This is a genomic window from Pseudomonas sp. 2(2015) (assembly GCF_000955865.1).
GTDB lineage: Bacteria > Pseudomonadota > Gammaproteobacteria > Pseudomonadales > Pseudomonadaceae > Aquipseudomonas.
Genome location: NZ_JYOF01000001.1, coordinates 250728 through 274975, shown reverse-complemented (window position 1 = coordinate 274975; position 24248 = coordinate 250728). Strand labels below are relative to the sequence as shown.

Annotated in this window: 21 protein-coding genes; 10 read left to right on the top strand and 11 right to left on the bottom strand. The window is 62.6% G+C overall.

The features are described 5' to 3' along the window. Positions 1–15: 15 nt before the first annotated feature. From UB48_RS01350 to UB48_RS01340, 3 genes are all read right to left on the bottom strand, one after another. On the bottom strand, positions 16–828 hold the full coding sequence (locus UB48_RS01350) for a putative RNA methyltransferase (protein WP_045193645.1): 813 nt from the start codon (positions 826–828) through the stop codon (positions 16–18). Next, complete coding sequence (dapE, locus tag UB48_RS01345) at positions 828–1979, bottom strand: succinyl-diaminopimelate desuccinylase (protein WP_045193644.1); 1152 nt, start codon at positions 1977–1979, stop codon at positions 828–830. Before dapE ends, UB48_RS01350 begins: the two co-directional genes overlap by 1 nt. Before the next feature lie 179 nt (positions 1980–2158). Next, a complete protein-coding gene (locus UB48_RS01340; protein ID WP_045193642.1) occupies positions 2159–4750 on the bottom strand; it encodes a glycosyltransferase in 2592 nt (863 codons plus the stop codon). Between the two features lie 289 nt (positions 4751–5039). Between UB48_RS01340 and tcdA the strand changes: the two genes are divergently transcribed. Next, a complete protein-coding gene (gene tcdA / locus UB48_RS01335) occupies positions 5040–5861 on the top strand; it encodes a tRNA cyclic N6-threonylcarbamoyladenosine(37) synthase TcdA (protein WP_045193641.1) in 822 nt (273 codons plus the stop codon). Here tcdA and UB48_RS01330 read toward each other — a convergent pair. The 4 genes from UB48_RS01330 to UB48_RS01315 are packed head-to-tail and all read right to left on the bottom strand — an operon-like array spanning position 5840 to position 8946. Beyond that, the gene (locus UB48_RS01330) at positions 5840–6250 is read right to left on the bottom strand and encodes a SufE family protein (RefSeq protein WP_045193639.1); all 411 of its coding nucleotides are present in this window, start codon (positions 6248–6250) and stop codon (positions 5840–5842) included. The genes tcdA and UB48_RS01330 overlap by 22 nt on opposite strands. Further along, entirely contained in the window at positions 6247–7452 is a 1206-nt protein-coding gene (locus tag UB48_RS01325) for an aminotransferase class V-fold PLP-dependent enzyme (RefSeq protein WP_045193638.1), read from the bottom strand. The genes UB48_RS01330 and UB48_RS01325 overlap by 4 nt, the downstream gene beginning before the upstream one ends. Before the next feature lie 54 nt (positions 7453–7506). Next, the gene (gene dapD / locus UB48_RS01320; RefSeq protein WP_045193637.1) at positions 7507–8541 is read right to left on the bottom strand and encodes a 2,3,4,5-tetrahydropyridine-2,6-dicarboxylate N-succinyltransferase; all 1035 of its coding nucleotides are present in this window, start codon (positions 8539–8541) and stop codon (positions 7507–7509) included. A gap of 42 nt (positions 8542–8583) precedes the next feature. Next, a complete protein-coding gene (locus tag UB48_RS01315; RefSeq protein WP_045193636.1) occupies positions 8584–8946 on the bottom strand; it encodes an ArsC family reductase in 363 nt (120 codons plus the stop codon). A gap of 230 nt (positions 8947–9176) precedes the next feature. On the opposite strand from UB48_RS01315, the gene UB48_RS01310 reads away from it, so the two are divergent. Continuing rightward, a complete protein-coding gene (locus UB48_RS01310; protein ID WP_045193634.1) occupies positions 9177–10823 on the top strand; it encodes a Na+/H+ antiporter in 1647 nt (548 codons plus the stop codon). Here the strand turns inward: UB48_RS01310 and UB48_RS01305 are convergent. From UB48_RS01305 to map, 4 genes are all read right to left on the bottom strand, one after another. Continuing rightward, positions 10816–11568 carry a M12 family metallopeptidase gene (locus tag UB48_RS01305; RefSeq protein ID WP_045193633.1) on the bottom strand — a complete coding sequence of 251 codons (753 nt, stop codon included), beginning with the start codon at positions 11566–11568 and terminating at the stop codon, positions 10816–10818. The two genes, UB48_RS01310 and UB48_RS01305, sit on opposite strands and share 8 nt — an antisense overlap. A gap of 127 nt (positions 11569–11695) precedes the next feature. Next, complete coding sequence (gene dapC, locus UB48_RS01300) at positions 11696–12889, bottom strand: succinyldiaminopimelate transaminase (protein ID WP_045193632.1); 1194 nt, start codon at positions 12887–12889, stop codon at positions 11696–11698. A 23-nt stretch (positions 12890–12912) separates the two neighbouring features. Continuing rightward, entirely contained in the window at positions 12913–15612 is a 2700-nt protein-coding gene (locus UB48_RS01295) for a [protein-PII] uridylyltransferase (RefSeq protein ID WP_045193631.1), read from the bottom strand. A gap of 21 nt (positions 15613–15633) precedes the next feature. Then, positions 15634–16416, bottom strand: coding sequence for a type I methionyl aminopeptidase (gene map / locus UB48_RS01290; RefSeq protein ID WP_045193630.1), 783 nt, complete (start codon positions 16414–16416; stop codon positions 15634–15636). Positions 16417–16760: 344 nt separating this feature from the next. On the opposite strand from map, the gene rpsB reads away from it, so the two are divergent. The 8 genes from rpsB to rseP all read left to right on the top strand — a co-directional run bounded on the left by rpsB (position 16761) and on the right by rseP (position 24222). Beyond that, positions 16761–17501, top strand: coding sequence for a 30S ribosomal protein S2 (gene rpsB, locus UB48_RS01285; RefSeq protein WP_045193628.1), 741 nt, complete (start codon positions 16761–16763; stop codon positions 17499–17501). Between the two features lie 192 nt (positions 17502–17693). Next, positions 17694–18557, top strand: a complete 864-nt coding sequence (tsf, locus tag UB48_RS01280) for a translation elongation factor Ts (RefSeq protein WP_045193627.1) — start codon at positions 17694–17696, stop codon at positions 18555–18557. Positions 18558–18738: 181 nt separating this feature from the next. After that, the gene (gene pyrH / locus UB48_RS01275; protein WP_010224848.1) at positions 18739–19482 is read left to right on the top strand and encodes a UMP kinase; all 744 of its coding nucleotides are present in this window, start codon (positions 18739–18741) and stop codon (positions 19480–19482) included. Further along, complete coding sequence (gene frr / locus UB48_RS01270; RefSeq protein WP_045193626.1) at positions 19479–20036, top strand: ribosome recycling factor; 558 nt, start codon at positions 19479–19481, stop codon at positions 20034–20036. The genes pyrH and frr overlap by 4 nt, the downstream gene beginning before the upstream one ends. A gap of 18 nt (positions 20037–20054) precedes the next feature. Then, complete coding sequence (gene uppS / locus UB48_RS01265; protein ID WP_010224846.1) at positions 20055–20810, top strand: polyprenyl diphosphate synthase; 756 nt, start codon at positions 20055–20057, stop codon at positions 20808–20810. Then, complete coding sequence (locus UB48_RS01260; protein ID WP_045193625.1) at positions 20810–21625, top strand: phosphatidate cytidylyltransferase; 816 nt, start codon at positions 20810–20812, stop codon at positions 21623–21625. Before uppS ends, UB48_RS01260 begins: the two co-directional genes overlap by 1 nt. Further along, positions 21622–22812 (top strand): 1-deoxy-D-xylulose-5-phosphate reductoisomerase, encoded by a 1191-nt coding sequence (gene ispC / locus UB48_RS01255; RefSeq protein WP_045193624.1) that lies wholly within the window; start codon positions 21622–21624, stop codon positions 22810–22812. The genes UB48_RS01260 and ispC overlap by 4 nt, the downstream gene beginning before the upstream one ends. 57 nt (positions 22813–22869) lie before the next feature. After that, positions 22870–24222 carry an RIP metalloprotease RseP gene (rseP, locus tag UB48_RS01250; protein ID WP_045193622.1) on the top strand — a complete coding sequence of 451 codons (1353 nt, stop codon included), beginning with the start codon at positions 22870–22872 and terminating at the stop codon, positions 24220–24222. Positions 24223–24248 lie beyond the last annotated feature (26 nt).

Here is a 24248-nt window from a genome sequence, read left to right as displayed (position 1 = left end):
GGGCTCCGGGTGCGCTCAGTCTTGGCGCACAAAATAATCGTAACGCATCGATACCGTGACCTCGAAAGGCTCGGCCTGGTCGATGACGCGCGCGCGTTTCTCGGCGCTGGCACGCCAGCCATGAGGGGTCATGGCCAGCAGGTCGGCGCGGGCCTTGCTATCGGCAAGGCTGAGGCGGAATTTCAGGGTTTCGCTATGGGCGTGGTGCATGCCCTCGGGGACCAGCGCCAGGTGCTTGTCGTCGCTGTAGTCGCGCACTTCATCGTAGAGCTTGTGGCGCAGTTCGATCAGGTGCTCGTTGGTCGGGCCGACGCGCATCAGGCCGCCGCCGGGGCTCAGCAGGCGCAGGGCCTCTTGCCAGTCCAGCGGGCTGAAGACACTGGCGAGGAACTGGCAACTGCCATCGGCCAGCGGTACCCGGGCCATGCTTGCCACCAGCCAGGTCAGCGCCGGGTTGCGCTTGCAGGCGCGCTTGACCGCCTCGCGGGAGATGTCCAGGGCATAACCGTCAGCCTCGGGTAACGCCTGGGCGATTTGCGCGGTGTAGTAACCCTCGCCACAGCCGATGTCCAGCCAGCGCGCGGGTGCGCGTTCGGCGGCAAGCTCAGCCAGGCGGCGGGCCACCGGGGCGTAATGGCCGGCGTTGAGAAAGTCGCGGCGGGCCTCGACCATGGCCTGGTTGTCGCCCGGGTCACGGCTGTTCTTGTGCTGCACCGGCAACAGGTTCAGGTAACCCTGGCGGGCACGGTCGAAACGGTGGCCGGCCGGGCAGGCCACGCCATTGGCGAGGGTGCTCAGCGCGGCACTGCAGATCGGGCAGGTGAGCATCAGGCAAGCAACCGGGTCAGGGTCTGGTAGTAGATTTCGGTCAGCACATCGAGGTCGCTGGCCAGGATCCGCTCGTTGACCTGGTGAATGGTGGCGTTGACCGGGCCCAGCTCGACCACCTGGGTGCCGAGGGTGGCGATGAAGCGCCCGTCGGAGGTGCCGCCGCTGGTCGATGCCTTAGTCTCACGGCCGGTGACCGCCTTGATGCTGGCCGACACTGCGTCGAGCAAATCGCCCGGCTCGGTCAGGAACGGCAGGCCCGACAGCGCCCAGTCCACGTGCCAGTCGAGCTGGTGCTTGTCGAGGATGGCGGCAACCCGCTGCTGCAGGCCTTCGACCGTCGACTCGGTAGAGAAGCGGAAGTTGAACAGCGCGGTCAGCTCGCCCGGTACCACGTTGGTGGCGCCGGTGCCGGAATTGAGGTTGGAGATCTGGAAGCTGGTCGGCGGGAAGAACGCATTGCCTTCGTCCCAGTGTTCGGCAGCCAGCTCTGCAAGTGCCGGAGCGACCAGGTGGATCGGGTTCTTGGCCAGGTGCGGATAGGCCACGTGGCCCTGTACGCCGCGCACCGTGAGCTTGGCGCCGAGCGAGCCGCGACGGCCGTTCTTGACCACGTCACCGACCAGGCTGGTGCTCGACGGCTCGCCGACGATGCACCAGTCCAGGCGCTCGTTGCGCGCGGCCAGGCGCTCGACCACGGCCTTGGTGCCGTGGTGGGCCGGGCCTTCTTCATCACTGGTGATCAGGAAGGCGACCTTGCCGCGATGGTTGGGGTAGTCGGCGACGAAGCGCTCGGTGGCCACTACCATGGCGGCCAGGCTGCCTTTCATGTCAGCCGCGCCACGCCCGCAGAGCATGCCGTCGGCATCGATCAGGGCATCGAACGGATCGTTCTGCCAGGCCTGCACCGGGCCGGTCGGGACCACATCGGTATGGCCGGCAAAGCACAGCACCGGGCCTTCCTGGGTGCCATGGGTCGCCCAGAAATTGTCGACGTCTTCGATGCGCATCGGCTCAAGCATGAAACCAGCATCGCCCAGGCGTTGCATCATCTGTTTCTGGCAGTCGAAGTCCAGCGGGGTAACCGACGGACGGCGAATCAGGTCGCAGGCCAGTTCAAGGGTAGGCGAGAGGTCGGCTGGGGCCGTCATGGGGAGCTCCGGGGCAAGGCAGGGCACGAATTCGAGGGGGGTTATCTTATAGCAAAAGCAGGGGTTGAGGACCTTGGATCTGCGCTGTTTGTCAGGGCCCTATCGCTGGCAAGCCAGCTCCCACAACGACGGCAGGTGGGAGCTGGCTTGCCAGCGATGGGCTGCAAGCAGCCCTGGGATCAGGAAGCCTGGGCCGGCTGCGCGGCATCCACAGGCTTTGGCAGTGACGACAGCATGGCCATGATCAGCGCCGCCAGGTAGGGCAGCGACTGCACCAGCAGCATGGTCACCCAGAAGCGCATATCGTTGCTCGGCAGGCCCTGGACCAGGTAGATCCCGGCCGCTGCGCCCCACAGCAGCAACATGATGAACAGCTCTTCACGGGCCTCTGACAGCGCCACCAGCAAGCCATGGCTGTCGGCGTTCTTCGGCGTGCGGAAGAACGGGATGCTGCTGGTGAAGAAGCCGTACAGCACCGCCTTGGCGATGGTGTGCGACAGCGCAAGGCCCGCCAGGGCCGCGGCGAAGGCGTCCTTGAGGTTCACGCCCACCGCGCGGCGGTAGAGGAACACGATCTTGCCGACCTTGAACACGAACAACGCCAGTGGCGGAATCGCGAAGATCAGCAGCGGCGGGTCGACCCGCTGCGGCACGATGATCATCGCCGCCGACCACAGCAGGGCGCCGACGGTGAAGAAGATGTTCATGCCATCGGCGATCCACGGCAGCCAGCCGGCGAGGAAGTGGTAGCGCTGGCCACGGGTCAGTTCCGAGTCCTTGCCGCGCAACAGGCTTGCGGCATGGCGCTTGATGATCTGGATGGCGCCATAGGCCCAGCGAAAGCGCTGCTTCTTGAAGTCGATGAAGGTGTCGGGCATCAGGCCTTTGCCATAGCTCTCGTGGGAATACGCCGCCGAGTAGCCTTTCTCGAACACCCGCAGGCCCAGTTCGGCGTCTTCGCAAATGCACCAGTCGGCCCAGCCCAGCTCTTCGAGTACCGAACGGCGGGTCATGGTCATGGTGCCGTGCTGGATGATCGCGTCACGGTCGTTGCGGGTGACCATGCCGATATGGAAGAAGCCTTTGTATTCGCTGTAGCAGAGCTTCTTGAAGGTGCTTTCGTTCTGGTCGCGGTAGTCCTGGGGCGATTGCACCACGGCGATCTTCGGATCGGCGAAGTGTGGCACCATGTGCTTGAGCCAGTTGCGGTCGACACAGTAGTCCGAGTCGATCACCGCGATCACTTCGGCGTCCTTGGCGGTATGCGGAATCAGGTAGTTCAGCGCGCCGCCCTTGAAGCCCGCCAGGGGCGCGACGTGGAAGAACTTGAAGCGCTCGCCGAGCATCTCGCAGTGCGCCTTGATCGGCTCCCAGACCGCCGGGTCCTTGGTGTTGTTGTCGATGATCAGGACTTCGTAGTCCGGGTAGTCCAGCGCGGCCAGGGCGTTGAGGGTCTGTTTGACCATCTCTGGCGGCTCGTTGTAGCACGGCACATGCACCGAGACTTTCGGTCGGTACGCGGCGTCGGCCTGCACCGGCAGGAACTCCCGGCGGCGCTTGTGAATCCACACCGCTTCGGCCAGTTCATGGGCCTCGGTGAGCAGCACGATAAACACGCCAAGGGCGCCGAGGGCGAGCAAAAAGCCCACGGTGAGGCTGAACCAGGTGCTGTATTGCTGGCTGTAATCGTAGCCGATCCACACCAGCACCGAACCGCAGAGGAAGGCAATGAAGGTCAGGAAGGTGCGCCCGCGCTGGCGCAGGGCCGAGCCGTCGATCAGCAGCAGGGTCAGCGAGAGCATCGCCAGCACCACCGAGCCGACCGCCAGCACACGCCATTGCGGAATGGCCACCACCGGGCCTTCGAAGTTGAATTTCTGCTGGCGGGCAGCGTTGAACACGCCCCAGTAGGCACCCACCGAGCCTTCGTCGCTGGCCTTCCACGGCTGGTCGTAGGCTTCGATGACAAAGTAGTTGTAGCCCTGGCGGTTGAGTTTGTTGACCAGGGTGCGCAGGTAGATGGCCTGGTCAGCCGGGGTGGCATCGGCACCGCCGCGCATGCGGCCGTTGCTCGGCCAACCGACTTCAGACAACAGCAGCGGTTTGCGTGGGAATTGCTGCTTCAGATCGCGGGCCCGATCCAGTACGAACTGGCCGGCATCCTTCATCGGGATGAACTCCCAGTACGGCAGGATGTGCGCAGCTACCAGGTCGGCATGCTTGGCCAGCTCCGGGTGTTCTTTCCAGATGTGCCACTGTTCACTGGTGGTCACCGGGACTTTTACTGCCGCGCGCACGCGGTCCATGTACTGGATCAGTGCTTCGGGGGTGATTTCCTTGCGAAACAGCGCTTCGTTGCCGACCATCACCCGCACCACGCTGCGCGAGCTGTTGGCCAGTTCGATGGCTTTGTCGATTTCCCGTTCGTTGCGCTCCAGGTCCGGGCTGATCCACACCCCCAGGGTCACGCGCAGGCCGAACTCTTCGGCCAGGCGCGGAATCTCGGCCTGGGTACCTTCCACCGTATAGATGCGGATGCTGTCGGTCAGCTTGCTGAGCTGTTCGAGGTCCTGGCGCAGTTCGTACTCGCTGGGGTACTGGCCCTTTTGCGGGCTTTCGCCCTGGCGGAACGGCGAATAGGAGAAACCGGAAATCTGCTCCGGCCAGTTGGGGGCGGAAACCGGGCGGTTGATCAGCGCCCAGAACCCGGTGAATAGCGCGGCGATAGCCATGACTATTACCAGGTTGATACCAAATTTACGCGATGACATAGATAGTTCGGGTTCCGAAAGGTGGAACGGGCGGGCGCCATGAGGCGCGAATCCTGCGTGCTTCCTGCTCAGATTGTGTAAGAACAGGTCGGTGGCAGAAGATTGGATTGGCTTCAGGAGCTGAAGTTCTTAGCCCGTACTTTTGTCGTCCAAGTCTTTGGATTGCATAGGACATTAAAGCAGGATTACAACTGCCTTGACCAATGCATGACTCGGGTGGCGGCCACGGCAGGGTGTCATCGCACCCCAAGAGGCCTATAATACGCGCCGGTTTTTTCGGGGTTGGGCCATGAGTACAGAAGATCCACGCTTTGCCGGTGTCGCCCGGTTATACGGTGACAACGGCCTGCAGCGCCTGCGCGAGGCCCATGTGGCTATCGTCGGTATCGGCGGGGTCGGCTCCTGGGCGGCCGAAGCCATGGCCCGCAGCGGCGTGGGCGAAATTTCGCTGTTCGACCTCGATGATGTCTGCGTCAGTAATACCAACCGCCAGCTGCATGCCCAGGAAGGCAATATCGGCCGGGCCAAGGCCGAGGTCATGGCCGAGCGCCTGCGGGCCATCAACCCGGCGTGCAAGGTGCATGCGGTGGTGGATTTCGTCACCAAGGAAACCCTGCCCGAGTACATCGGCGAACACATCGACTGTGTGATTGACTGCATCGACAGCGTCATGGCCAAGGCCGCGCTGATCGGCTGGTGCAAGCGCCACAAAGTCACCATCATCAGCACCGGAGGCGCCGGCGGGCAGATCGATCCAACCCAGATCCGTGTCGCCGACCTGAACAAGACCTTCAACGATCCGCTGGCCTCGCGGGTGCGTTCGACCTTGCGCCGCGACTACGGCTTTTCCCGCACGGTAACCCGCAACTACAGCGTGCCCTGTGTGTTTTCCACCGAACAGCTGCGCTACCCCAAGGGTGACGGCAGCGTCTGTCTGCAGAAGAGTTTTGTTGGCGAAGGGGTGAAGCTGGACTGCTCCGGCGGCTTCGGCGCGGTGATGATGGTCACCGCGACCTTCGGCATGGTCGCCGCCAGCAAAGCGGTGGAAAAGCTTGTGGCCGGCGCTCGGCGCCCGTCCGAGCGCCAGGCTCAGACACCTGCGGCAAGCTGAGCCATGCGTTGCAGCACGGCGTTCAGGCCGTTGCTGCGCGAGGGTGAGAGCTGGCGGCCCAGGCCTAGCTGGTTGAACCAGGCGGGCAGGTCCAGTTGCGCAAGCTCAGCGCTGGACAGGCCCTCGACCCGCACCAGCAGCAGCGCCAGCAAACCGCGGATGATCCGTGCATCGCTGGCGCCTTTGAAGCGCCACTGACCATCTTGCTGTGCCGCCACCAGCCAGACCTGGCTTTCGCAGCCATGGACTCGGTTGGCTTCGGACTTTTCTTCTTCGCTCAAGGGCACCAGGTGCTCGCCCCATTGCATCAGCAGGCGCGCGCGTTGTTCCCAGCCGGCTGTTTGTTCGAACGAATCGAGGGCTTGCTGCGCAGCGACAGGCAGGCTCATCGCAGCAGCTCCAGGGCCTGATCCAGGGCGTCGAAGAAGCGCTGCAGGTCGTCGGAGTCGTTGTACAAGCCCAGCGATACGCGGATGGCACCGTCCAGGCCGAGGCTTTTCAGCAACGGCATGGCGCAGTGATGGCCGGCGCGTACGGCGATGCCCTGTTCGGTGAGCATGTGGGCCAGGTCAGCGTTGTGCACGCCCTCGACCACGAAACTGGCCAGGGCCACTTGCGGCTGACCGAGCAGGCGGATGCCTTCGCGGTCGTTGAGGCCACGCAGCAGGTGGCGGTGCAGGCCGGCTTCATGCTCGGCAACAGCATTGGCATCCAGGCCGGCCAGGTAATCGAGGCTGGCCCCGAGGCCGATGACGCTGGCAATCGGCGGCGTACCGGCTTCAAAACCCAGGGGCGCCGGGCGAAAGCTGGCGCTGTGGTAGTCGGCGACCTGGACCATCTCGCCGCCGAACTGCCAGTGCCGCAGGCGCGCCAGGGCTTCACTGCGGCCGTAGAGCACACCGACACCGTCCGGGCCATAGAGCTTGTGGCTGGAGAACACGTAGAAATCGCAGCCCAGCTGGCGAACGTCGTGACGGCCGTGGACCACGCCCTGGGCACCGTCGACCACGGTTAGCGCACCTTGGGCCTGGGCATGGGCCAGCAGCGGCTCCAGCGGCTGCCAGGCGCCGAGGACATTGGACAGCTGGCTGACCGCCAGCACCCGGGTACGCGGGCCAATCAGTTGCAGGGCGATGTTGAGGTCGATCAGGCCGCGGCTGTCCAGTGGCAGCACCACCAGCTTGAGCCCACGACGCTGGGCCAGCTGCTGCCAGGGCAGCAGGTTGGCATGGTGTTCGAGGGCGCTGATGGCAATCTCGTCACCGGCCTCGAACAGCGGCTCAAGCCCGTAGGCGAGCAGATTCAGGGCCGAGGTGGCGCCGTGGGTGAAGACGATTTGCTGACTGTTGGCGACGTTCAGCCAGCCGGCGACCTTGTCGCGGCTGCGCTCAAAGGCCTGGGTAGCCAGGGCGCCGGGCAGGTGTTGGGCACGGTGCACATTGGCAGCACCATGGCCGTAATAGTGGCTCAGGGCATCGAGCAGAATTTGCGGTTTTTGCGTGGTAGCGGCGCTGTCCAGGTAGGTCTGGTGCTGGCGTTGCAGGGCGTCGATGGCTGGGAAGTCAGCGCGCCAGGGGGAGGGCTGGAACATGATGATCGGACCTGAAAATCGGGCCTGGCGTTAGGCCAGACCCGATGGTACCACTTAGTTGTGGGCGTGCAGCGCTTCGTTCAGCTCGATGGCCGACTTGTGGGTCTTGCACTCCACCGCGCCGTTGAGCGAGTTGCGGCGGAACAGCAGGTCGGTCTGACCGGCCAGGTCGCGGGCTTTGACCACCTTGACCAGTTGGTTGTTCTCGTCCAGCAGGTTCACCTTGGTGCCAGCGGTGATGTACAGGCCGGCTTCGACGGTGTTGCGATCGCCCAGCGGGATGCCGATACCGGCGTTGGCGCCGATCAGGCAGCCTTCGCCAACCTTGATGACGATGTTGCCGCCACCGGACAGGGTGCCCATGGTCGAGCAGCCGCCGCCCAGGTCCGAACCCTTGCCGACGAAGACGCCCGCGGAAACGCGGCCTTCGATCATGCCCGGGCCTTCGGTGCCGGCGTTAAAGTTGACGAAGCCTTCGTGCATGATCGTGGTGCCTTCGCCGATGTAGGCGCCCAGGCGCACACGCGCGCTGTCGGCAATACGCACGCCGGCAGGGACGACGTAGTCGGTCATTTTCGGGAACTTGTCTACCGAGAATACTTCCAGCAACTCGCCCTTCAGGCGCGCTTCCAGTTGCTGCTCGGCAAGCTCGGCCAGGTCGACGGCGCCCTGGCTGGTCCAGGCAACGTTTGGCAGCAGCGGGAAGATCCCGGCCAGGTTCAGGCCATGTGGCTTGACCAGGCGGTGCGAGAGCAGGTGCAGCTTCAGGTAGGCTTCCGGGGTGGAAGTCAGTGCGGCGTCTTCGGCCAGCAGGGTGACCACCAGCGGCTTGTTGCTTTCGGCCAGGCGGGTCAGCAGTGCGGCCTGGGCAGCATCGACACCCTTGAGGGCTTCGGCCAGCTGCGCGGCCTGGCTGGTGCTGAAGGCGATCGCCTGGTTGCCGCCTTCATAGCCCAGGACCGGGGCGATGGCCGCGACCAGCTCGGCAGCCGGGTTGATCAGCGGTTGGGCGTAGAAGACTTCCAGCCAGGCGCCTTGACGGTTCTGGGTGCCGACACCGAAGGCCAGGCTGAACAGGGTAGTGGACATGCAGTTACCTCTTGCGAAATTGAATGAAAGCTCGGCGCCGGGTTACTGAAGGGCGGCCGCGTACAAATCAGGCTTGAAGCCGACCAGGGTCCGCTCGCCGAGGTCGAGCACAGGGCGCTTGATCATCGACGGCTGGGCCAGCATCAGTTCGATGGCCTTGGCCTGGTCGAGATCGGCCTTCTGGGCGTCGTCGAGCTTGCGGAAGGTGGTGCCGGCGCGGTTGAGTACCGTTTGCCAGCCATGTTCATCGCACCAGCGCTCAAGGCTTGCACGGTCGATGCCCTGGGCCTTGTAATCGTGGAAATCGTAGCCCAGGCCCTGCTCTTCGAGCCAGGTGCGGGCTTTCTTCATGGTGTCACAGGCCTTGATTCCATAAAGGTGCAATGGCGTGTCGCGTTTGGTCATGTCTTGCCCCCCTGGGAAAAAATGGTGAAGGATTATGCCATGGTCGGCGGCGTTGGGTTGGCGTTGCCATGGCTCTTTGTAGCATTGTGTTACAGGTTCTGGGCAGTTCTGCGACTTTTGTGCAGCGGTGCGCCGGCAGCCTAAGCGGCTAATATGTCGTTTCAATGGCAAAACCGTGCCCAGGCCCGCATAAGTTATTGAATGCGTTTGAATTGAACAGGACTCGCCGAATGCAATCAGCCTACACCGTTCTCATCCTGCTGATGCTGGTGAGTGTTTCCAAACTGGTCGGGCGGGTTATCCCGCTGCCGTTGCCACTGGTGCAGATCGGCGCTGGCGCCTTGCTGGCGTGGCCTACCCTGGGCCTGCACGTGGCCCTGGACCCAGAATTGTTTCTGTTCTTGTTTTTGCCGCCGCTGCTGTTTTCCGATGGCTGGCGGATGCCCAAGCGCGATCTGTGGAAGTTGCGCGGGCCGATCCTGACCCTGGCCGTTGGCCTGGTGCTGTTTACCGTGGTGGGTGCCGGTTATTTCATTCACTGGATTTTGCCGAGCATTCCCTTGCCGGTGGCCTTCGCCCTGGCTGCGGTTCTGTCGCCCACCGACGCCGTGGCGGTGTCGGCCATTTCCCAGGATCGCTTGCCGACGCCGTTGATGCACATGCTCCAGGGCGAGGCGCTGATGAACGACGCCTCGGGCCTGGTGACCTTCAAATTCGCCCTGGCCGCGGCAATCACCGGCGTGTTCTCGCTGGCCGAGGCCAGCCTGACCTTCGTGCTGGTGGCTGTCGGCGGCCTGGCCATCGGTGTCGCCCTGAGCTGGCTGGTCGGGCGCCTGCGTGCCTGGATGATCGCCCGTGGCTGGGATGACCCGGCTACCCACGTGGTGTTCATGTTGCTGCTGCCGTTTGCCGCCTACGTGCTGGCCGAGCGCCTGGGCGCCTCCGGCATTCTCTCGGCGGTAGCGGCTGGGATGATGCAAAGCTGGCTTGACCTGCTGCCCCGGCAGACCAGCACGCGCCTGCTCAACCGCAGCGTCTGGTCGCTGCTGGAGTTCGCCTTCAATGGTTTGATCTTCCTGTTGTTGGGCCTGCAGTTGCCCGACATCATCAAGGCGGTGACCAGCCACGAAGCCTCGCTGTGGCCGACCTTGCTGTGGCGCTGCCTGGATGTGGTGGCGATCTTTGCGGTACTGCTGGCCTTGCGCTTTATCTGGGTGCAGAGCATCTGGCGCCTGATCGGGGTGATCCGCCGCTGGCGTGGTAAAGAGGACCTGGTGCTGATGCCCAACGCGCGTTCCTGCTGGCTGTTGACGGTCGGCGGTGTGCGCGGGGCGGTGACCCTGGCCGGTGTCATGTCGGTGCCGCTGCTGATCAGCGCCGGCAAGGACTTCCCGGAGCGCGACTTGCTGATTTTCATCGCCGCCGGGGTGATTCTGCTGTCGCTGGTGTCGGCCTGTATTGCCCTGCCGCTGTTGTTGCGCGGGGTGACCAAGAGCCCGGATGACGCCCTGCGTCAGGAAGCCCAGGAGGCCTGGCGCCGCACGGCCGAAGCGGCGATTCATGCACTTGAGGCAGAGGACCTGAGTGAGGCCGGCACCCCGCTGGACGCTTCGCAGGCCGCGCTGGCGGCCGAGCTCAAGGCGCGCTTGATGGCTGAATACCGGCATCAGCTTGATACCTTCAACGACAGCGCCGAAGCCCAGGCCCTGGCCGAACAGATGGACCAGCTGGAGCGGCGCTTGCGATTGCGGGCGCTGCGGGCCCAGCGCCTGGAGCTGTACAACCTGCACCGCCAGCACCAGATAGGTGATGATGTGGTGCGTCAGGTGCTGGGGGAGCTGGATATGAGTGAGGCGAATCTGGGGCAGGTCAGGTAGGTGTGTTGGCCAGGGGGTAGGCTCGGCGCATGAATGCCAGATCATATTCGCTCAACGTCTTGTTTGCCCCCACTTCCCAGTCACCCAGGGTCATCCACTGCGCAATTGGATAATGCATGATCGACTCGCGGTCGTAGGTTGTGAACAAGGTATTTGCTTCAGTTTGCTTCTCCAGAAACTGGCTGCGTACATCGGCCTCGCTCCATCCCCGCTGCTGGGTCATGACCTTCATGAGCTCGTCTTCATTCCAGGGAATGTCAGCTAACGGGTTTTGATGTTCGTGGGTGGCGCCAAAGACATGGCCGAACTCATGCAGGACGGTCGGCTCGAAATATTCGCTGTCCGGCAGGACGTTCAGGGTCATGGTTTCGTTTGTTTTGATCAGCAGTGCGTCAGTTCCCAGGGCAGACTCATTGTGCAGGGCCTTGGGGTCGAGCTTGATCCTGATATCGGCCTGCAGGTAGTTGTCGTGGTACAGGGCTATGCCGAGGTTGGCGCCTGACTGCGACACCCATTGGCTCCCTGTATTGAGAATTTTCAACTTCAGTTCGGTGCTGGGTGAGCCCAGAAACGAAAATTTCAGGGTGCGCCCTGGCTGCCAGAGACGGGTGGAACCATAAATCGCGCGTTTTTTGCGCGACCCTGAATGGCTGGGAGCATTGGCAGGGTTTTCCGCGATGGCTGCTTCGTAGGAAAGCTGCGGATCGACGTTGTGGCGGTAACGGCAAAAGATCAGATCGCTCATGAGGGAGTCCTTCTCGTTCGTGAGCGTGAAGTGTCTCCAGTCAGGCGCCGGATCTAGTGGTAGATAAAGCTTTAGTTGCGGCTTTTTTAGGGCAGGCGGCACCGGCTGTTCCGATGCCGCCGATCCATCAGCGGGTGAGGAAGTCTCGAATCCGCCCGGCCGCCTCGACGCACTCGGCCAATGGCGCTACCAGCGCCATGCGCACGCGCCCGGCACCTGGGTTGACGCCATCCACTTCGCGCGACAGGTACGAACCCGGCACTACGGTCACGTGCTGGGCTTCGAACAGGTCACGGGTGAACGCTGCGTCGTCGCCTGGCACCTTGGCCCACAGGTAGAAGCCGCCGTCCGGGCGCTGCACGTCCAGCACCGGGGCGAGGATTTCGAGTACTGCGTCGAACTTCTCGCGGTACAGGTCGCGGTTGGCCAGTACGTGTTGTTCGTCGTTCCAGGCGGCAATGCTCGCCAGTTGGGTTTGCACCGGCATGGCGCAGCCGTGGTAGGTGCGATAGAGCAGGAACGGCTTGATGATCTCGGCATCACCTGCGACGAAGCCCGAACGCAGGCCCGGCAGGTTGGAGCGCTTGGACAGGCTGTGGAACACCACGCAACGCTTGAAGTCGCTGCGGCCAAGCTCGACGCAGGCGCTGAGCAGGCCTGGCGGCGGGCTTTGTTCGTCGAAGTACAGCTCGCTGTAGCACTCGTCGGCGGCAATCACGAAATCGTACTGGTCGGCCAGGGCGATCAGTTTTTTCAGGGTGTCCATCGGCACCAGGGCGCCGGTGGGGTTGCCCGGGGAGCAGAGGAAGAGGATCTGGCAGCGCTGCCAGGTCTCGGCCGACACCGCATCGAAGTCCGGGTTGAAGCCGTTGCTGTCCAGGCATGGCAGGTAGTGCGGGGTGGCGCCGGCCAGCAAGGCTGCGCCTTCGTAGATCTGGTAGAACGGGTTGGGGCTGATCACCAGGCCGTCATCGGCGCGATTGACCACCGCCTGGGTGAAGGCGAACAGCGCTTCCCGGGTGCCATTGACCGGCAATACGTGTTTGTCGGCATCCAGCCAGCCGGCCGGTACGCCAAAGCGTTGTTCGCACCAGCGCACGATGGCCTGGCGCAGGGCCGGCAGGCCGGCAGTGGTCGGGTACACCGCCATTTGCTTGAGGCTGTCGGCCAGGGCCTGGGCGACGAACGCCGGCGACTCATGCTTCGGTTCACCGATCGACAGGGCAATGGCGCGTTTGTCCGCCGCCGGCGTCACGCTGCCGAGCAGCGCGCGGAGTTTCTCGAACGGGTAGGGCTGAAGCTGGTTCAAAGCGTTGTTCATCGGCGCAAGGTCTCGTCAAACGGTCAAATGGTCAGGCGGGTCAAAGGCACCCCGGTCGCCTGGTCGACGCGCAGTTGCTCGACGATCGCATCCTGCAGGCGGCTGCACAGTTGCGGGTCGGACAGGGGCTGGTTGTCGGCGTCGGTAATGAAGAACACGTCTTCGACCCGTTCGCCGAGGGTGGCAATCTTGGCATTTTGCAGCGACAGGTCGAACTCCAGGAAGATCTTGCCGATCCGCGCCAGCAGGCCGGGGCGGTCGGGGGCGCTGAGTTCGAGGATGGTCACCGGGCGCTGGGCATCGTTGTGGATGGTCACCTGCGGGGCAAAGGTGAAGTGCTTGAGCTGGCGCGGTACCCGGCGCTGGATGATGGTCGGGTAGTCGTCGGGGTTACGCAGGGCGTCGGTCAGACCGTCGCGAATCTGTTTGACCCGTACGGGATTGTCGCCGATCGAGCCGCCATCGTTGTCGAGCACGATGTAGGTGTCGAGGGTGAACTGGCTGCTCGAGGTAATGATGCGGGCGTCATGGATGTTCAGGTTGAGCTGGTCCATGGCCGCCACGGTCACGGCGAAAAAGTCGTGCTGGTCGGGGGCATAGATGAAGATCTGGGTACCGCCCTCGAACTCGCGCTGGGTGGTTTCCTTGATCAGCACCAGCGGCCCGCCGTCTGCCGGCTGCTGGAGGATGGCATCGCTGTGCCAGGCGACGTCAGCGGCGGTATGGCGCAGGAAGTAGTCATCGCCCAGTTGCGACCACAGCTGCTCGACGTCGTCCGGGTCGGTGCCTTCGCGAATGAGGATGTCCAGCGCCGCGCTCTGGGTCTGGCGGATCTGCTCTTCGCGGTCCAGCGGGTTCTCCAGGCCGCGGCGCAGGGCGCGCTTGGTCTCGGTGTAGAGCTGGCGCAGCAGGCTGGCGCGCCAGGAGTTCCACAGGCTGGGGTTGGTGGCGTTGATGTCGGCCACGGTCAGCACGTAGAGGTAGTCCAGGCGGGTTTCATCGCCCACCAGCAGGGCAAAATCGTAGATCACCTGCGGGTCGGAGAGGTCCTTGCGCTGGGCGGTGGTGGACATCACCAGGTGATGCTGTACCAGCCAGACGATCAGGCGGCTGTCCCAGCTTGGCAACTGATGACGCGCGCAGAAGGCCTGGGCGTCTACCGCGCCGAGCTCGGAATGATCGCCCTGGCGGCCCTTGCCGATGTCGTGATAGAGCCCGGCGAGGTAAATCAGCTCCGGCTTGGGCAGGCGGCCCATGAGCTTGCTGGCCAGCGGGAATTTCTCCGAAACCGGGGTGTACTGCAGTTTGCGCAGGTGCTTGATCAGGTTCAGGGTGTGCGCATCGACCGTGTAGATGTGGAACAGGTCGTGCTGCATCTGCCCGACGATCAGACCGAACTCCGGCAAGTAACGGCCGAGAATGCCGTAGCGGTTCATCCGCCGCAGGTTGCGGTGGATGCCGATCTCGCACTTGAACAGCTCGATGAACAGGCTGGTATTGCGGATATCGTTACGAAACTCGTCGTCGATCAGGTGTCGGTGTTCGCGCAGCAGGCGGATGGTGTCGGCGCGCACGCCCTTGATTTCCGGGTGCTGGGCCATCAGCACGAAGATTTCCAGCATGGCGAACGGCGTGCGTTTAAACACGTTGGTGCGCACGGCCTCGATATAGCCGTCATGCAGCTGGAAGCGGGCATTGAGTGGCTGGGCGTTGCCACTGTCGTCGTCGAGGATGACCTCTTCGAAGTGCTGGATGATCAGGTCGCTGAGCTCGGCGATGCTCATCACCACCCGGTAATACTGCTGCATGAACTGCTCGATGGCACGCTTGGGGTTCTCGTCGCCAAACCCCAGCAGCGCGGCGATGCTGCGCTGGTGGTCGAACAGCAGGCGGTCTTCAGCGCGCCCGGCCAGCATGTGCAGGGCGTAACGCACTTTCCAGAGAAACTCCTGGGACGAGGCCAGCAGGTTGTTCTCGCTTTCCAGCAGGAAACCTTCGCCGGCCAGGGCGTGCAGGTTGAGGGTGCCGTACTGGCGGCGGGCGATCCACAGCACCGTCTGGATGTCGCGCAGCCCGCCCGGCGAGCCCTTGACGTTGGGCTCAAGGTTGTACTCGGTGTCGTTGTACTTGTGGTGCCGGGCCTTTTGCTCGGCCCGCTTGGCCAGGAAGAATTCCTTGCTTGGCCACATGTGCGCGGTGCTGGTCACTTCGAGCATGCGCTGGCGCAGGTGCTCGGGCCCAGCAATGGTGCGGCTTTCCATGAGGTTGGTGACAACCGTCAGGTCGGCACGGGCCTGTTCTGCGCATTCATCGACCGAGCGCACGCTCTGGCCCACTTCCAGGCCGATGTCCCACAGCAGGGTCAGAAAGCGTTCGATCGAATCGCGAAAGACTTCATGATCGGCGCTGTCGAGCAGAATCAACAGGTCGATGTCGGAATAGGGGTGCAGCTCGCCGCGCCCATAACCGCCGGTGGCGATCAGGGCGATATCGGCATCTTCGCTCCAGGTAAACTGGTTCCACGCCTGTTGCAGGATATTGTCGACGAACCAGGCGCGGTCCTCGATCAGCCGGCGGATCTCGCGACCGCTGCGAAAACGGTTGTCGAGCACCTCGCCGGCCTGGCGGATGGCTTTCTTGAAGGCAGCGATGGGGCTTGCCTTGAGGGCCAGTTCCGCCTGGAACTGGCCGCGATCGAACAGCTCGGGATCCACCTGGGGCATCGAGAGGCTTTCCTGTAAGAATCAGGCCGATGTGCGAGGAATGGTGTCGTCTTTGCGCAGGGTGAAGATCTCGTAACCGGTCGCGGTCACCACCAGGGTGTGTTCCCATTGGGCCGAGAGCTTGCGGTCCTTGGAGATGGCGGTCCAGCCGTCGCCCAGCACCTTGGTGTCGGCCTTGCCCTGGTTGATCATCGGCTCGATGGTGAAAGTCATGCCTTCTTTCAGTTCCATGCCGGTGCCGGCGCGGCCGTAGTGCAGGATCTGCGGCTCTTCGTGGAACACCTTGCCGATGCCGTGGCCGCAGAATTCGCGGACCACCGAGAAACCGTTCTTTTCAGCGTGCTTCTGGATTACTTCGCCGATGTCGCCCAGGCGGCAGCCCGGCTTGACCAGCTCGATGGCCTTGTACATGCATTCCTGGGTGATCTGCGACAGGCGTTCGGCCCAGACGGGCACGTTGCCGACGTGGAACATGCGGCTGGTGTCGCCGTGGTAGCCGTCCTTGATCACCGTGACGTCGATGTTCAGGGTGTCGCCATCCTTGAGCGGCTTGTCACCGGGGATGCCGTGGCAGACCACGTGGTTGACCGAGGTGCAGATCGACTTGGGGAAGCCTTTGTAGTTGAGCGGCGCCGGGATAGCCTGCTGGACGTTGACGATGTAGTCGTGGCACAGGCGGTCGAGCTCCTCGGTGGTGACACCGGGCTTGACGTGCTCTTCGATCATCTCCAGGACTTCGGCGGCCAGGCGGCCGGCGATGCGCATCTTTTCGATGTCTTCGGCGGTTTTGATGGTAACGGTCATTACAGGCTCTCTACGGCGCAGCAAGGCGCGAATAATCTGGGGAAAGGCCGGATTCTAACAGAGCGAAGCCCGATTCAGGCGGCTATGGCGCTGATACAGCCTTTATATAGGGGCCATTCTGGCGCTAATGGGCGGTGTGTGCAAAAGCCGGTGACGTTCTATGGTAATTCGGGTTTCGCTCGGCGAGCTTGTGTGGTATAAAATGCGCCGCTTTCCGGGGATAGCTCCGGAAGCACTAAACCCACACACGTGTCGACACGATGACCTGGGTGCCTTTGATCTGCGGATCACGGGTTGGTCATTGGGATACGTGGAGGCCCAACCCGACTTATCAAGGAACTATCATGTCCCAAGTCAACATGCGCGATATGCTGAAGGCCGGTGTGCACTTCGGTCACCAAACCCGTTACTGGAACCCGAAAATGGGCAAGTACATTTTCGGCGCGCGCAACAAGATCCACATCATCAACCTTGAAAAAACCCTGCCAATGTTCAACGACGCACTGACTTTCGTCGAGCGTCTGGCCCAGGGCAAAAACAAGATTCTGTTCGTCGGCACCAAGCGTTCCGCTGGCAAGATCGTTGCTGAAGAAGCAGCACGTTGCGGTTCGCCGTACGTCGATCACCGCTGGTTGGGCGGCATGCTGACCAACTACAAGACCATCCGCGCTTCGATCAAGCGTCTGCGCGACCTGGAAACCCAGGCCGAAGACGGCACTTTCGCCAAGCTGACCAAGAAAGAAGCCCTGATGCGCTCCCGTGATCTGGAAAAACTGGATCGCAGCCTGGGCGGTATCAAGGACATGGGCGGCCTGCCTGATGCCCTGTTCGTGATCGACGTTGACCACGAGCGCATCGCTATCACCGAAGCCAACAAGCTGGGCATCCCGGTCATCGGCGTTGTCGATACCAACTCCAGCCCAGAAGGCGTTGACTACATCATCCCAGGTAACGATGACGCCATCCGCGCTATCCAGCTGTACATGGGTTCGATGGCTGACGCCGTGATCCGTGGCCGCAACAACGTTGCTGGCGGTACCGAAGTGTACGCCGAAGAAGCAGCAGCACCGGCTGCCGAAGCCTGAGTAACTGACGCTTAGCGTCTACTCGGCACGCGAAAAGGGGGCTTTGCCCCCTTTTTGCCACCTTGAAATCCTCCTGTCAGCATCGCCGTTGCAACCTTGTTACTGCATGAGTGCTGGCAAGTGGATTTACAGAATTGAACGCCCGTCAGTATCGGGTGGAATGGTTGAAAACCTATCCAAGAGGATTTTGAAATGGCAGAGATTACTGCAGCGCTGGTCAAAGAACTGCGCGAGCGTACCGGCGAAGGCATGATGGACTGCAAGAAGGCCCTGACCAAGGCCGGCGGCGACATCGAAAAAGCCATCGACGACATGCGTGCTTCGGGCGCCATCAAGGCCGCCAAAAAGGCTGGCAACGTTGCTGCTGAAGGCGCTATCGCCATCAAGGCCGACGACAAGTCCGCCGTCCTGCTGGAAGTGAACTCGCAGACCGACTTCCTGGCCCTGCAAGACGACTTCAAAAACTTCGTCGCTGAAAGCGTTGAACAGGCTTTCGCTGAAAAACTGACCGACGCCGCTCCGCTGATCGCTTCGCGTGAAGCTGCTCGTGAAGCGCTGGTTGCCAAGGTTGGTGAGAACGTCAACATCCGTCGCCTGGTGCGCGTTGAAGGTGACGTTGTCGGTACCTACCTGCACGGTAACAAGATCGGTGTTGCTGTTGTCCTGAAGGGCGGCGACGTCCAGCTGGCCAAAGAAATCGCCATGCACGTGGCTGCCAGCAACCCAGAGTTCCTCAACCCTTCGGAAGTCTCCGCTGAAGCAATCGAGCGCGAGAAGGCTGTATTCATGCAGCTGAACGAAGAGAAGATGAAGGGCAAGCCTGAGAACATCGTCGCCAACATGATCGACGGTCGCATCAAGAAGTTCCTGGCCGAAGCTTCGCTGGTCGAGCAAGCCTTCGTCATGAACCCGGAAGTCAAGGTCGGCGAGCTGGCCAAGAAAGCCGGTGCTGAAATCGTTTCGTTCACCTACTTCAAAGTAGGCGAAGGCATCGAGAAGCCGGTCGACAACTTCGCTGAAGAAGTTGCTGCCCAGCTGGCTGCTGCCAAGCAATAAGACAGATTCACCTCTGTCGCCCCGAAGAGGCTGCCCGCTCACGCGCGCAGCCTCTTTGTCAAAGCGGGAGCGGTTTACGAGACCGCCTTTCGCTGGCGCAGTAGCTGCGCCACGCTAGAGTTACGCGCAGGCTGAAAACAGCCCGCCAGATTTTTTTCAAACGCCGCAGGAGAGATTCGCAATGGCTCAGCAGGGCAGTGGTTATCAAGCTCGCTATAAACGCATTCTACTCAAGCTTAGCGGCGAGGCCCTGATGGGCTCGGAAGAGTTCGGGATCGACCCCAAGGTCCTGGATCGCATGGCGCTGGAAGTCGGCCAGTTGGTCGGCATCGGTGTTCAGGTAGGTTTGGTGATCGGTGGTGGCAACCTGTTCCGTGGTGCGGCGCTCAGTGCAGCCGGCATGGACCGCGTCACTGGCGACCACATGGGCATGCTGGCGACCGTGATGAATGGCCTGGCCATGCGCGATGCGCTTGAGCGCGCCAACATTACCGCGATCGTCATGTCGGCCATCTCCATGGTTGGCGTTACCGATCACTATGATCGTCGCAAAGCCATGCGCCACTTGAACTCCAAAGAAGTGGTCATCTTCGCTGCCGGTACCGGCAACCCGTTCTTCACCACCGACTCCGCCGCTTGCCTGCGCGCCATCGAAATCGATGCCGACGTGGTATTGAAGGCAACCAAGGTCGATGGTGTATACACTGCAGATCCATTCAAAGACCCGCATGCCGAGAAGTTCGATCATCTGACCTACGATGAAGTGCTGGATCGCAAGCTGGGCGTGATGGACCTGACGGCAATCTGCCTTTGCCGCGATCACAAGATGCCGCTGCGCGTCTTCAACATGAACAAGCCCGGCGCCCTGCTGAACATCGTGCATGGCGGCGCTGAAGGAACTCTGATCGAGGAAGTTCAAAAATGATCAACGAAATCAAGAAAGACGCTCAAGCGCGTATGCAGAAATCCCTGGAGTCTCTGGCTTATGCGTTTGGCCAGATTCGCACCGGCAAGGCACACCCAAGCATCCTGGCAAGCGTGATGGTGCCTTACTACGGTACCGACACCCCGATCAGCGGCGTCGCCAACGTCACCGTTAAAGATTCGCGCACCCTGCAGGTCGTGGCTTTCGAGCGCAACATGCTCGCTGCCGTTGACAAGGCCATCCAGAGCGCCGGTTTGAACCTCAACCCGACCAACCTGGGTGAGTTGCTGCTGATCACCATGCCAGCCCTGACTGAAGAAACCCGCAAGGGCTTCACCAAGCAGGCGCGCAGTGCGGCCGAAGACGCTCGCGTGGCTGTGCGCAACATTCGCCGCGATGCTCTGGGTGAACTGAAGAAGCTGGTCAAAGACAAGGAAATCAGCGAAGACGAAGAACGTCGCGCCATCGCTGATATCGACAAGCTGACGAAAGATACCGAGGCCCAGATCACCAAGGCCACCGAAGAGAAAGAAAAGGACCTGATGGCCGTTTAAGGGTCGGGACTTTTTTTAATGGAAAAGACCAAGCAAGGTGTGTCCCCATCGGTGCCGCGCCATGTCGCGATCATCATGGATGGGAATAATCGCTGGGCGAAGAAGCGCCTGTTGCCCGGTGTCGCCGGGCACAAGGCCGGTGTCGATGCGGTGCGCGCGGTCATCGAGGTGTGCGCCGAGGCCAAGGTCGAGGTGCTGACCCTGTTCGCCTTTTCCAGCGAGAACTGGCAGCGCCCGGCCGAAGAGGTCGGAGCGTTGATGGAGTTGTTCTTCTCGGCCTTGCGCCGGGAAGCCAAGCGCCTCAACGACAACAATATCAGCCTGCGCATCATCGGTGACCGCTCGCGCTTTCACCCTGAGCTGCAGGCTGCCATGCGTGAGGCCGAAGCGGCGACCGCCGGCGCCAATCGATTCATCCTGCAGATCGCCGCCAACTACGGTGGTCAGTGGGATATCGCCCAGGCCGCCCAGCGCCTGGCGCGGGAAGTCCAGGCCGGTCACCTGCGCCCGGACGACATCACCCCCGAGCTGCTGCAGACCTGCCTGGCGACAGGCGACCTGCCGCTGCCCGACCTGTGCATCCGTACCGGTGGTGAGCACCGCATCAGCAATTTCTTGCTGTGGCAGCTGGCCTATGCCGAGTTGTACTTTTCCGACCTGTTCTGGCCGGACTTCAAACACGAGGCCATGCGTACTGCGCTGGCCGATTTCGCTTCGCGCCAGCGCCGCTTCGGGAAAACCAGCGAGCAGGTCGAAGCTGGAGCCCGTGCTTAATGCTTAAACAACGCATCATTACTGCGCTGATCCTGTTGCCGATCGCCCTGTGTGGCTTCTTCCTGCTGAACGGCGGCGACTTTGCCCTGTTCATCGGCGTGGTGGTGACCCTTGGCGCCTGGGAATGGGCGCGCCTGGCCGGCCTGGTCGGCCAGGCCCTGCGGGTGGCGTACGCGGCTGTAGTCGCGGGGCTGCTGATGCTGCTCTACCTGATGCCGGAACTGGCGCCCTGGGTATTGGGCGCGTCGGTGTTGTGGTGGGGCCTGGCGACCTGGCTGGTGCTGACCTACCCGCGCAGCAGCGAGCTGTGGGCCAGCGTGGCCTGCCGCTTGCTGATCGGTTTGCTTATCCTGCTGCCGGCCTGGCAAGGCCTGGTGTTGCTCAAGCAATGGCCGCTGGGCAACTGGCTGATCATGGCGGTCATGGTGCTGGTCTGGGGGGCGGATATCGGTGCGTATTTCTCCGGCCGTGCCTTCGGCAAGCGCAAGCTGGCCCCGCAGGTCAGCCCGGGCAAGAGCTGGGAAGGCGTCTATGGCGGCCTGGCCCTGAGCCTGGTGATTACCGCAGCGGTGGGTATCTACCGTGACTGGAGCATCGGCGAGCTGTTGCTGGGCTTGTTGGGCGCAGGCGTGGTGGTGCTGGTATCGGTGGTGGGTGACCTGACCGAAAGCATGTTCAAGCGCCGCTCCGGGATCAAGGACAGCAGCAACCTGCTGCCCGGTCACGGCGGCGTGCTGGACCGTATCGACAGCCTCACTGCGGCGATCCCGGTGTTTGCGGTGCTGCTCTGGGCAGCCAATTGGGGCGTGATGTGAGCGGCGTGCAGCGTATTACCGTACTGGGTGCGACCGGTTCCATTGGTCTTAGCACCCTCGATGTGATTGCCCGTCACCCGGATCGTTACCAGGTATTTGCCCTGAGCGGCTATTCGCGCTTGCAGGAGTTGTTGGCCCTGTGCCTGCGTCACACCCCGGTATTTGCCGTGGTGCCTTCGGCCGAGGCTGCACAGCAACTGCGCGAGGGGCTGACAGCAGCGGGTTCGGCTACTGAGGTACTGGTCGGCGAAGAGGGCTTGTGCCAGGTCGCCGCCGCTGCCGAGGTCGATGCCGTGATGGCGGCGATTGTCGGCGCCGCCGGCCTGCGTCCGACCCTGGCGGCGGTCGAGGCGGGCAAGAAGGTGCTGCTGGCCAACAAGGAAGCGCTGGTGATGTCCGGCGCCTTGTTCATGCAGGCAGTGCGACGCAGTGGCGCTGTACTGCTGCCGATCGACAGCGAGCACAACGCGATCTTCCAGTGCCTGCCGGGTGATTACTCCCGCGGCCTGGCCCAGGTCGGCGTGCGCCGTATACTGTTGACCGCCTCCGGTGGGCCGTTTCGTGAAACGCCGATGGCCGAGCTCATGGATGTCAGCCCCGAGCAGGCCTGTGCCCACCCGAACTGGTCGATGGGCCGCAAGATTTCCGTCGACTCGGCAAGCATGATGAACAAGGGCCTGGAGTTGATCGAGGCTTGCTGGCTGTTCGATGCCCGGCCCGGCCAGGTCGAGGTGGTGGTGCACCCGCAAAGTGTGATCCACTCGCTGGTCGATTATGTCGATGGGTCGGTGCTGGCCCAGCTGGGCAATCCGGACATGCGCACGCCGATCGCCAATGCCCTGGCCTGGCCGGAGCGGATCGATTCGGGGGTGGCGCCACTGGACCTGTTCGCGGTTGCCCGCCTGGACTTCAAGGCCCCGGACGAGCAGCGTTTTCCGTGTTTGCGCCTGGCCCGCGAGGCGGCGCAGGCAGGCAACAGTGCGCCGGCGATGCTCAACGCGGCCAATGAAGTGGCGGTGGAGGCATTTCTCCAGCGGCGCATCCGCTTCCCCGAGATCGCGAGTATGATCGAACAAGTGCTCGATCAGGAGCCGGTGGTTGCGGTCGAGTCGCTCGATGCGGTGTTTGCCGCCGATCAGCGCGCGCGGCAACTGGCCGGACAATGGTTGGCTCATCACGGCCGCTGAGGTCTGGCGCAGTAATGCGTCAGGCCCGGTGCCGCTGAACGTCATTCGGAGAGAGACATGAGTGCGCTCTACATGATTATCGGCACCCTGGTGGCATTGGGTGTGCTGGTCACCTTTCACGAATTTGGTCACTTCTGGGTGGCCCGGCGTTGCGGCGTCAAGGTTTTGCGTTTCTCCGTGGGTTTTGGCATGCCGCTGTTGCGCTGGCACGACCGCCATGGCACCGAGTTCGTGGTCGCGGCGATCCCGCTGGGCGGCTACGTGAAAATGCTCGATGAGCGCGAAGGCGAAGTGCCACGCGACCAGGTCGAGCAGTCGTTCAACCGCAAATCGGTGCGCCAGCGTATCGCAATTGTGGCGGCGGGCCCGGTGGCCAACTTTCTGTTGGCGATCTTCTTCTTCTGGATCCTGGCCATGGTCGGCACCCAGCAGGAGCGCCCGGTCATTGGTGCGGTCGAGGCCGGGAGTATTGCCGAGGTGGCCGGGCTCAAGGCAGGCCAGGAAATTGTTTCCATTGATGGCAAACCGACCAGTGGCTGGGCTGCGGTCAACCTGCAACTGATCCGTCGCCTGGGCGAGAGCGGCCAGTTGCACATCAGCGTGCGGGAAGAGGGTGCGAGCGTCGACAGCCCCCACGTGCTGACCCTGAACAACTGGCTCAAGGGCGCCGACGAGCCCGACCCGATCCGCTCCCTGGGCCTGCGCCTGTGGCGCCCGGCGTTGCCGCCGGTGCTGGCTGAACTCGACCCCAAGGGCCCGGCGCAGGCCGCCGGGCTTAAGACCGGCGACCGTCTGTTGGCCCTCGACGGCCAGGCGCTGAACGACTGGCAACAAGTGGTTGATACCGTGCGTGGCCGCGCTGGCAGCAAGATTGTCCTGCGTATCGAGCGTGACGGCGCGCCGCTGGAGCTGCCGGTAACCCTGGCCAGCCGTGGCGAAGGCCAATCGGCCACGGGGTACCTCGGGGCCGGGGTCAAGGCGGTGAAATGGCCGGATGCCATGCTTCGCGAGGTCAGCTATGGGCCGCTCGAGGCTGTGGGGGAGGGGCTTTCACGCACCTGGAACATGAGCGTACTGACCCTCGAATCGCTGAAGAAAATGCTGTTCGGCGAGCTCTCGGTAAAAAACTTGAGCGGACCGATAACCATTGCTAAAGTGGCGGGCGCTTCGGCCCAGTCCGGCGTTGGAGATTTCCTGAATTTCCTCGCCTACCTGAGCATTAGCCTGGGGGTTCTTAATTTGTTGCCCATTCCTGTACTGGATGGGGGGCATTTGCTGTTCTACCTGATCGAGTGGGCGCGTGGTCGTCCGCTCTCGGATCGGGTGCAAGGTTGGGGGATCCAGATCGGTATCAGTTTGGTAGTCGGGGTGATGTTGCTTGCCCTGATCAACGATTTGGGTCGACTGTAAAGCTTCGCTCAATTGCGAACCTGCCG

Bases quoted from the DNA above. Each gene is read 5' to 3' on its own strand.
- UB48_RS01350 (WP_045193645.1), bottom strand. From the start codon at position 828: ATGCTCACCTGCCCGATCTGCAGTGCCGCGCTGAGCACCCTCGCCAAT.
- dapE (WP_045193644.1), bottom strand. From the start codon at position 1,979: ATGACGGCCCCAGCCGACCTCTCGCCTACCCTTGAACTGGCCTGCGAC.
- UB48_RS01340 (WP_045193642.1), bottom strand. From the start codon at position 4,750: ATGTCATCGCGTAAATTTGGTATCAACCTGGTAATAGTCATGGCTATC.
- tcdA (WP_045193641.1), top strand. From the start codon at position 5,040: ATGAGTACAGAAGATCCACGCTTTGCCGGTGTCGCCCGGTTATACGGT.
- UB48_RS01330 (WP_045193639.1), bottom strand. From the start codon at position 6,250: ATGAGCCTGCCTGTCGCTGCGCAGCAAGCCCTCGATTCGTTCGAACAA.
- UB48_RS01325 (WP_045193638.1), bottom strand. From the start codon at position 7,452: ATGTTCCAGCCCTCCCCCTGGCGCGCTGACTTCCCAGCCATCGACGCC.
- dapD (WP_045193637.1), bottom strand. From the start codon at position 8,541: ATGTCCACTACCCTGTTCAGCCTGGCCTTCGGTGTCGGCACCCAGAAC.
- UB48_RS01315 (WP_045193636.1), bottom strand. From the start codon at position 8,946: ATGACCAAACGCGACACGCCATTGCACCTTTATGGAATCAAGGCCTGT.
- UB48_RS01310 (WP_045193634.1), top strand. From the start codon at position 9,177: ATGCAATCAGCCTACACCGTTCTCATCCTGCTGATGCTGGTGAGTGTT.
- UB48_RS01305 (WP_045193633.1), bottom strand. From the start codon at position 11,568: ATGAGCGATCTGATCTTTTGCCGTTACCGCCACAACGTCGATCCGCAG.
- dapC (WP_045193632.1), bottom strand. From the start codon at position 12,889: ATGAACAACGCTTTGAACCAGCTTCAGCCCTACCCGTTCGAGAAACTC.
- UB48_RS01295 (WP_045193631.1), bottom strand. From the start codon at position 15,612: ATGCCCCAGGTGGATCCCGAGCTGTTCGATCGCGGCCAGTTCCAGGCG.
- map (WP_045193630.1), bottom strand. From the start codon at position 16,416: ATGACCGTTACCATCAAAACCGCCGAAGACATCGAAAAGATGCGCATC.
- rpsB (WP_045193628.1), top strand. From the start codon at position 16,761: ATGTCCCAAGTCAACATGCGCGATATGCTGAAGGCCGGTGTGCACTTC.
- tsf (WP_045193627.1), top strand. From the start codon at position 17,694: ATGGCAGAGATTACTGCAGCGCTGGTCAAAGAACTGCGCGAGCGTACC.
- pyrH (WP_010224848.1), top strand. From the start codon at position 18,739: ATGGCTCAGCAGGGCAGTGGTTATCAAGCTCGCTATAAACGCATTCTA.
- frr (WP_045193626.1), top strand. From the start codon at position 19,479: ATGATCAACGAAATCAAGAAAGACGCTCAAGCGCGTATGCAGAAATCC.
- uppS (WP_010224846.1), top strand. From the start codon at position 20,055: ATGGAAAAGACCAAGCAAGGTGTGTCCCCATCGGTGCCGCGCCATGTC.
- UB48_RS01260 (WP_045193625.1), top strand. From the start codon at position 20,810: ATGCTTAAACAACGCATCATTACTGCGCTGATCCTGTTGCCGATCGCC.
- rseP (WP_045193622.1), top strand. From the start codon at position 22,870: ATGAGTGCGCTCTACATGATTATCGGCACCCTGGTGGCATTGGGTGTG.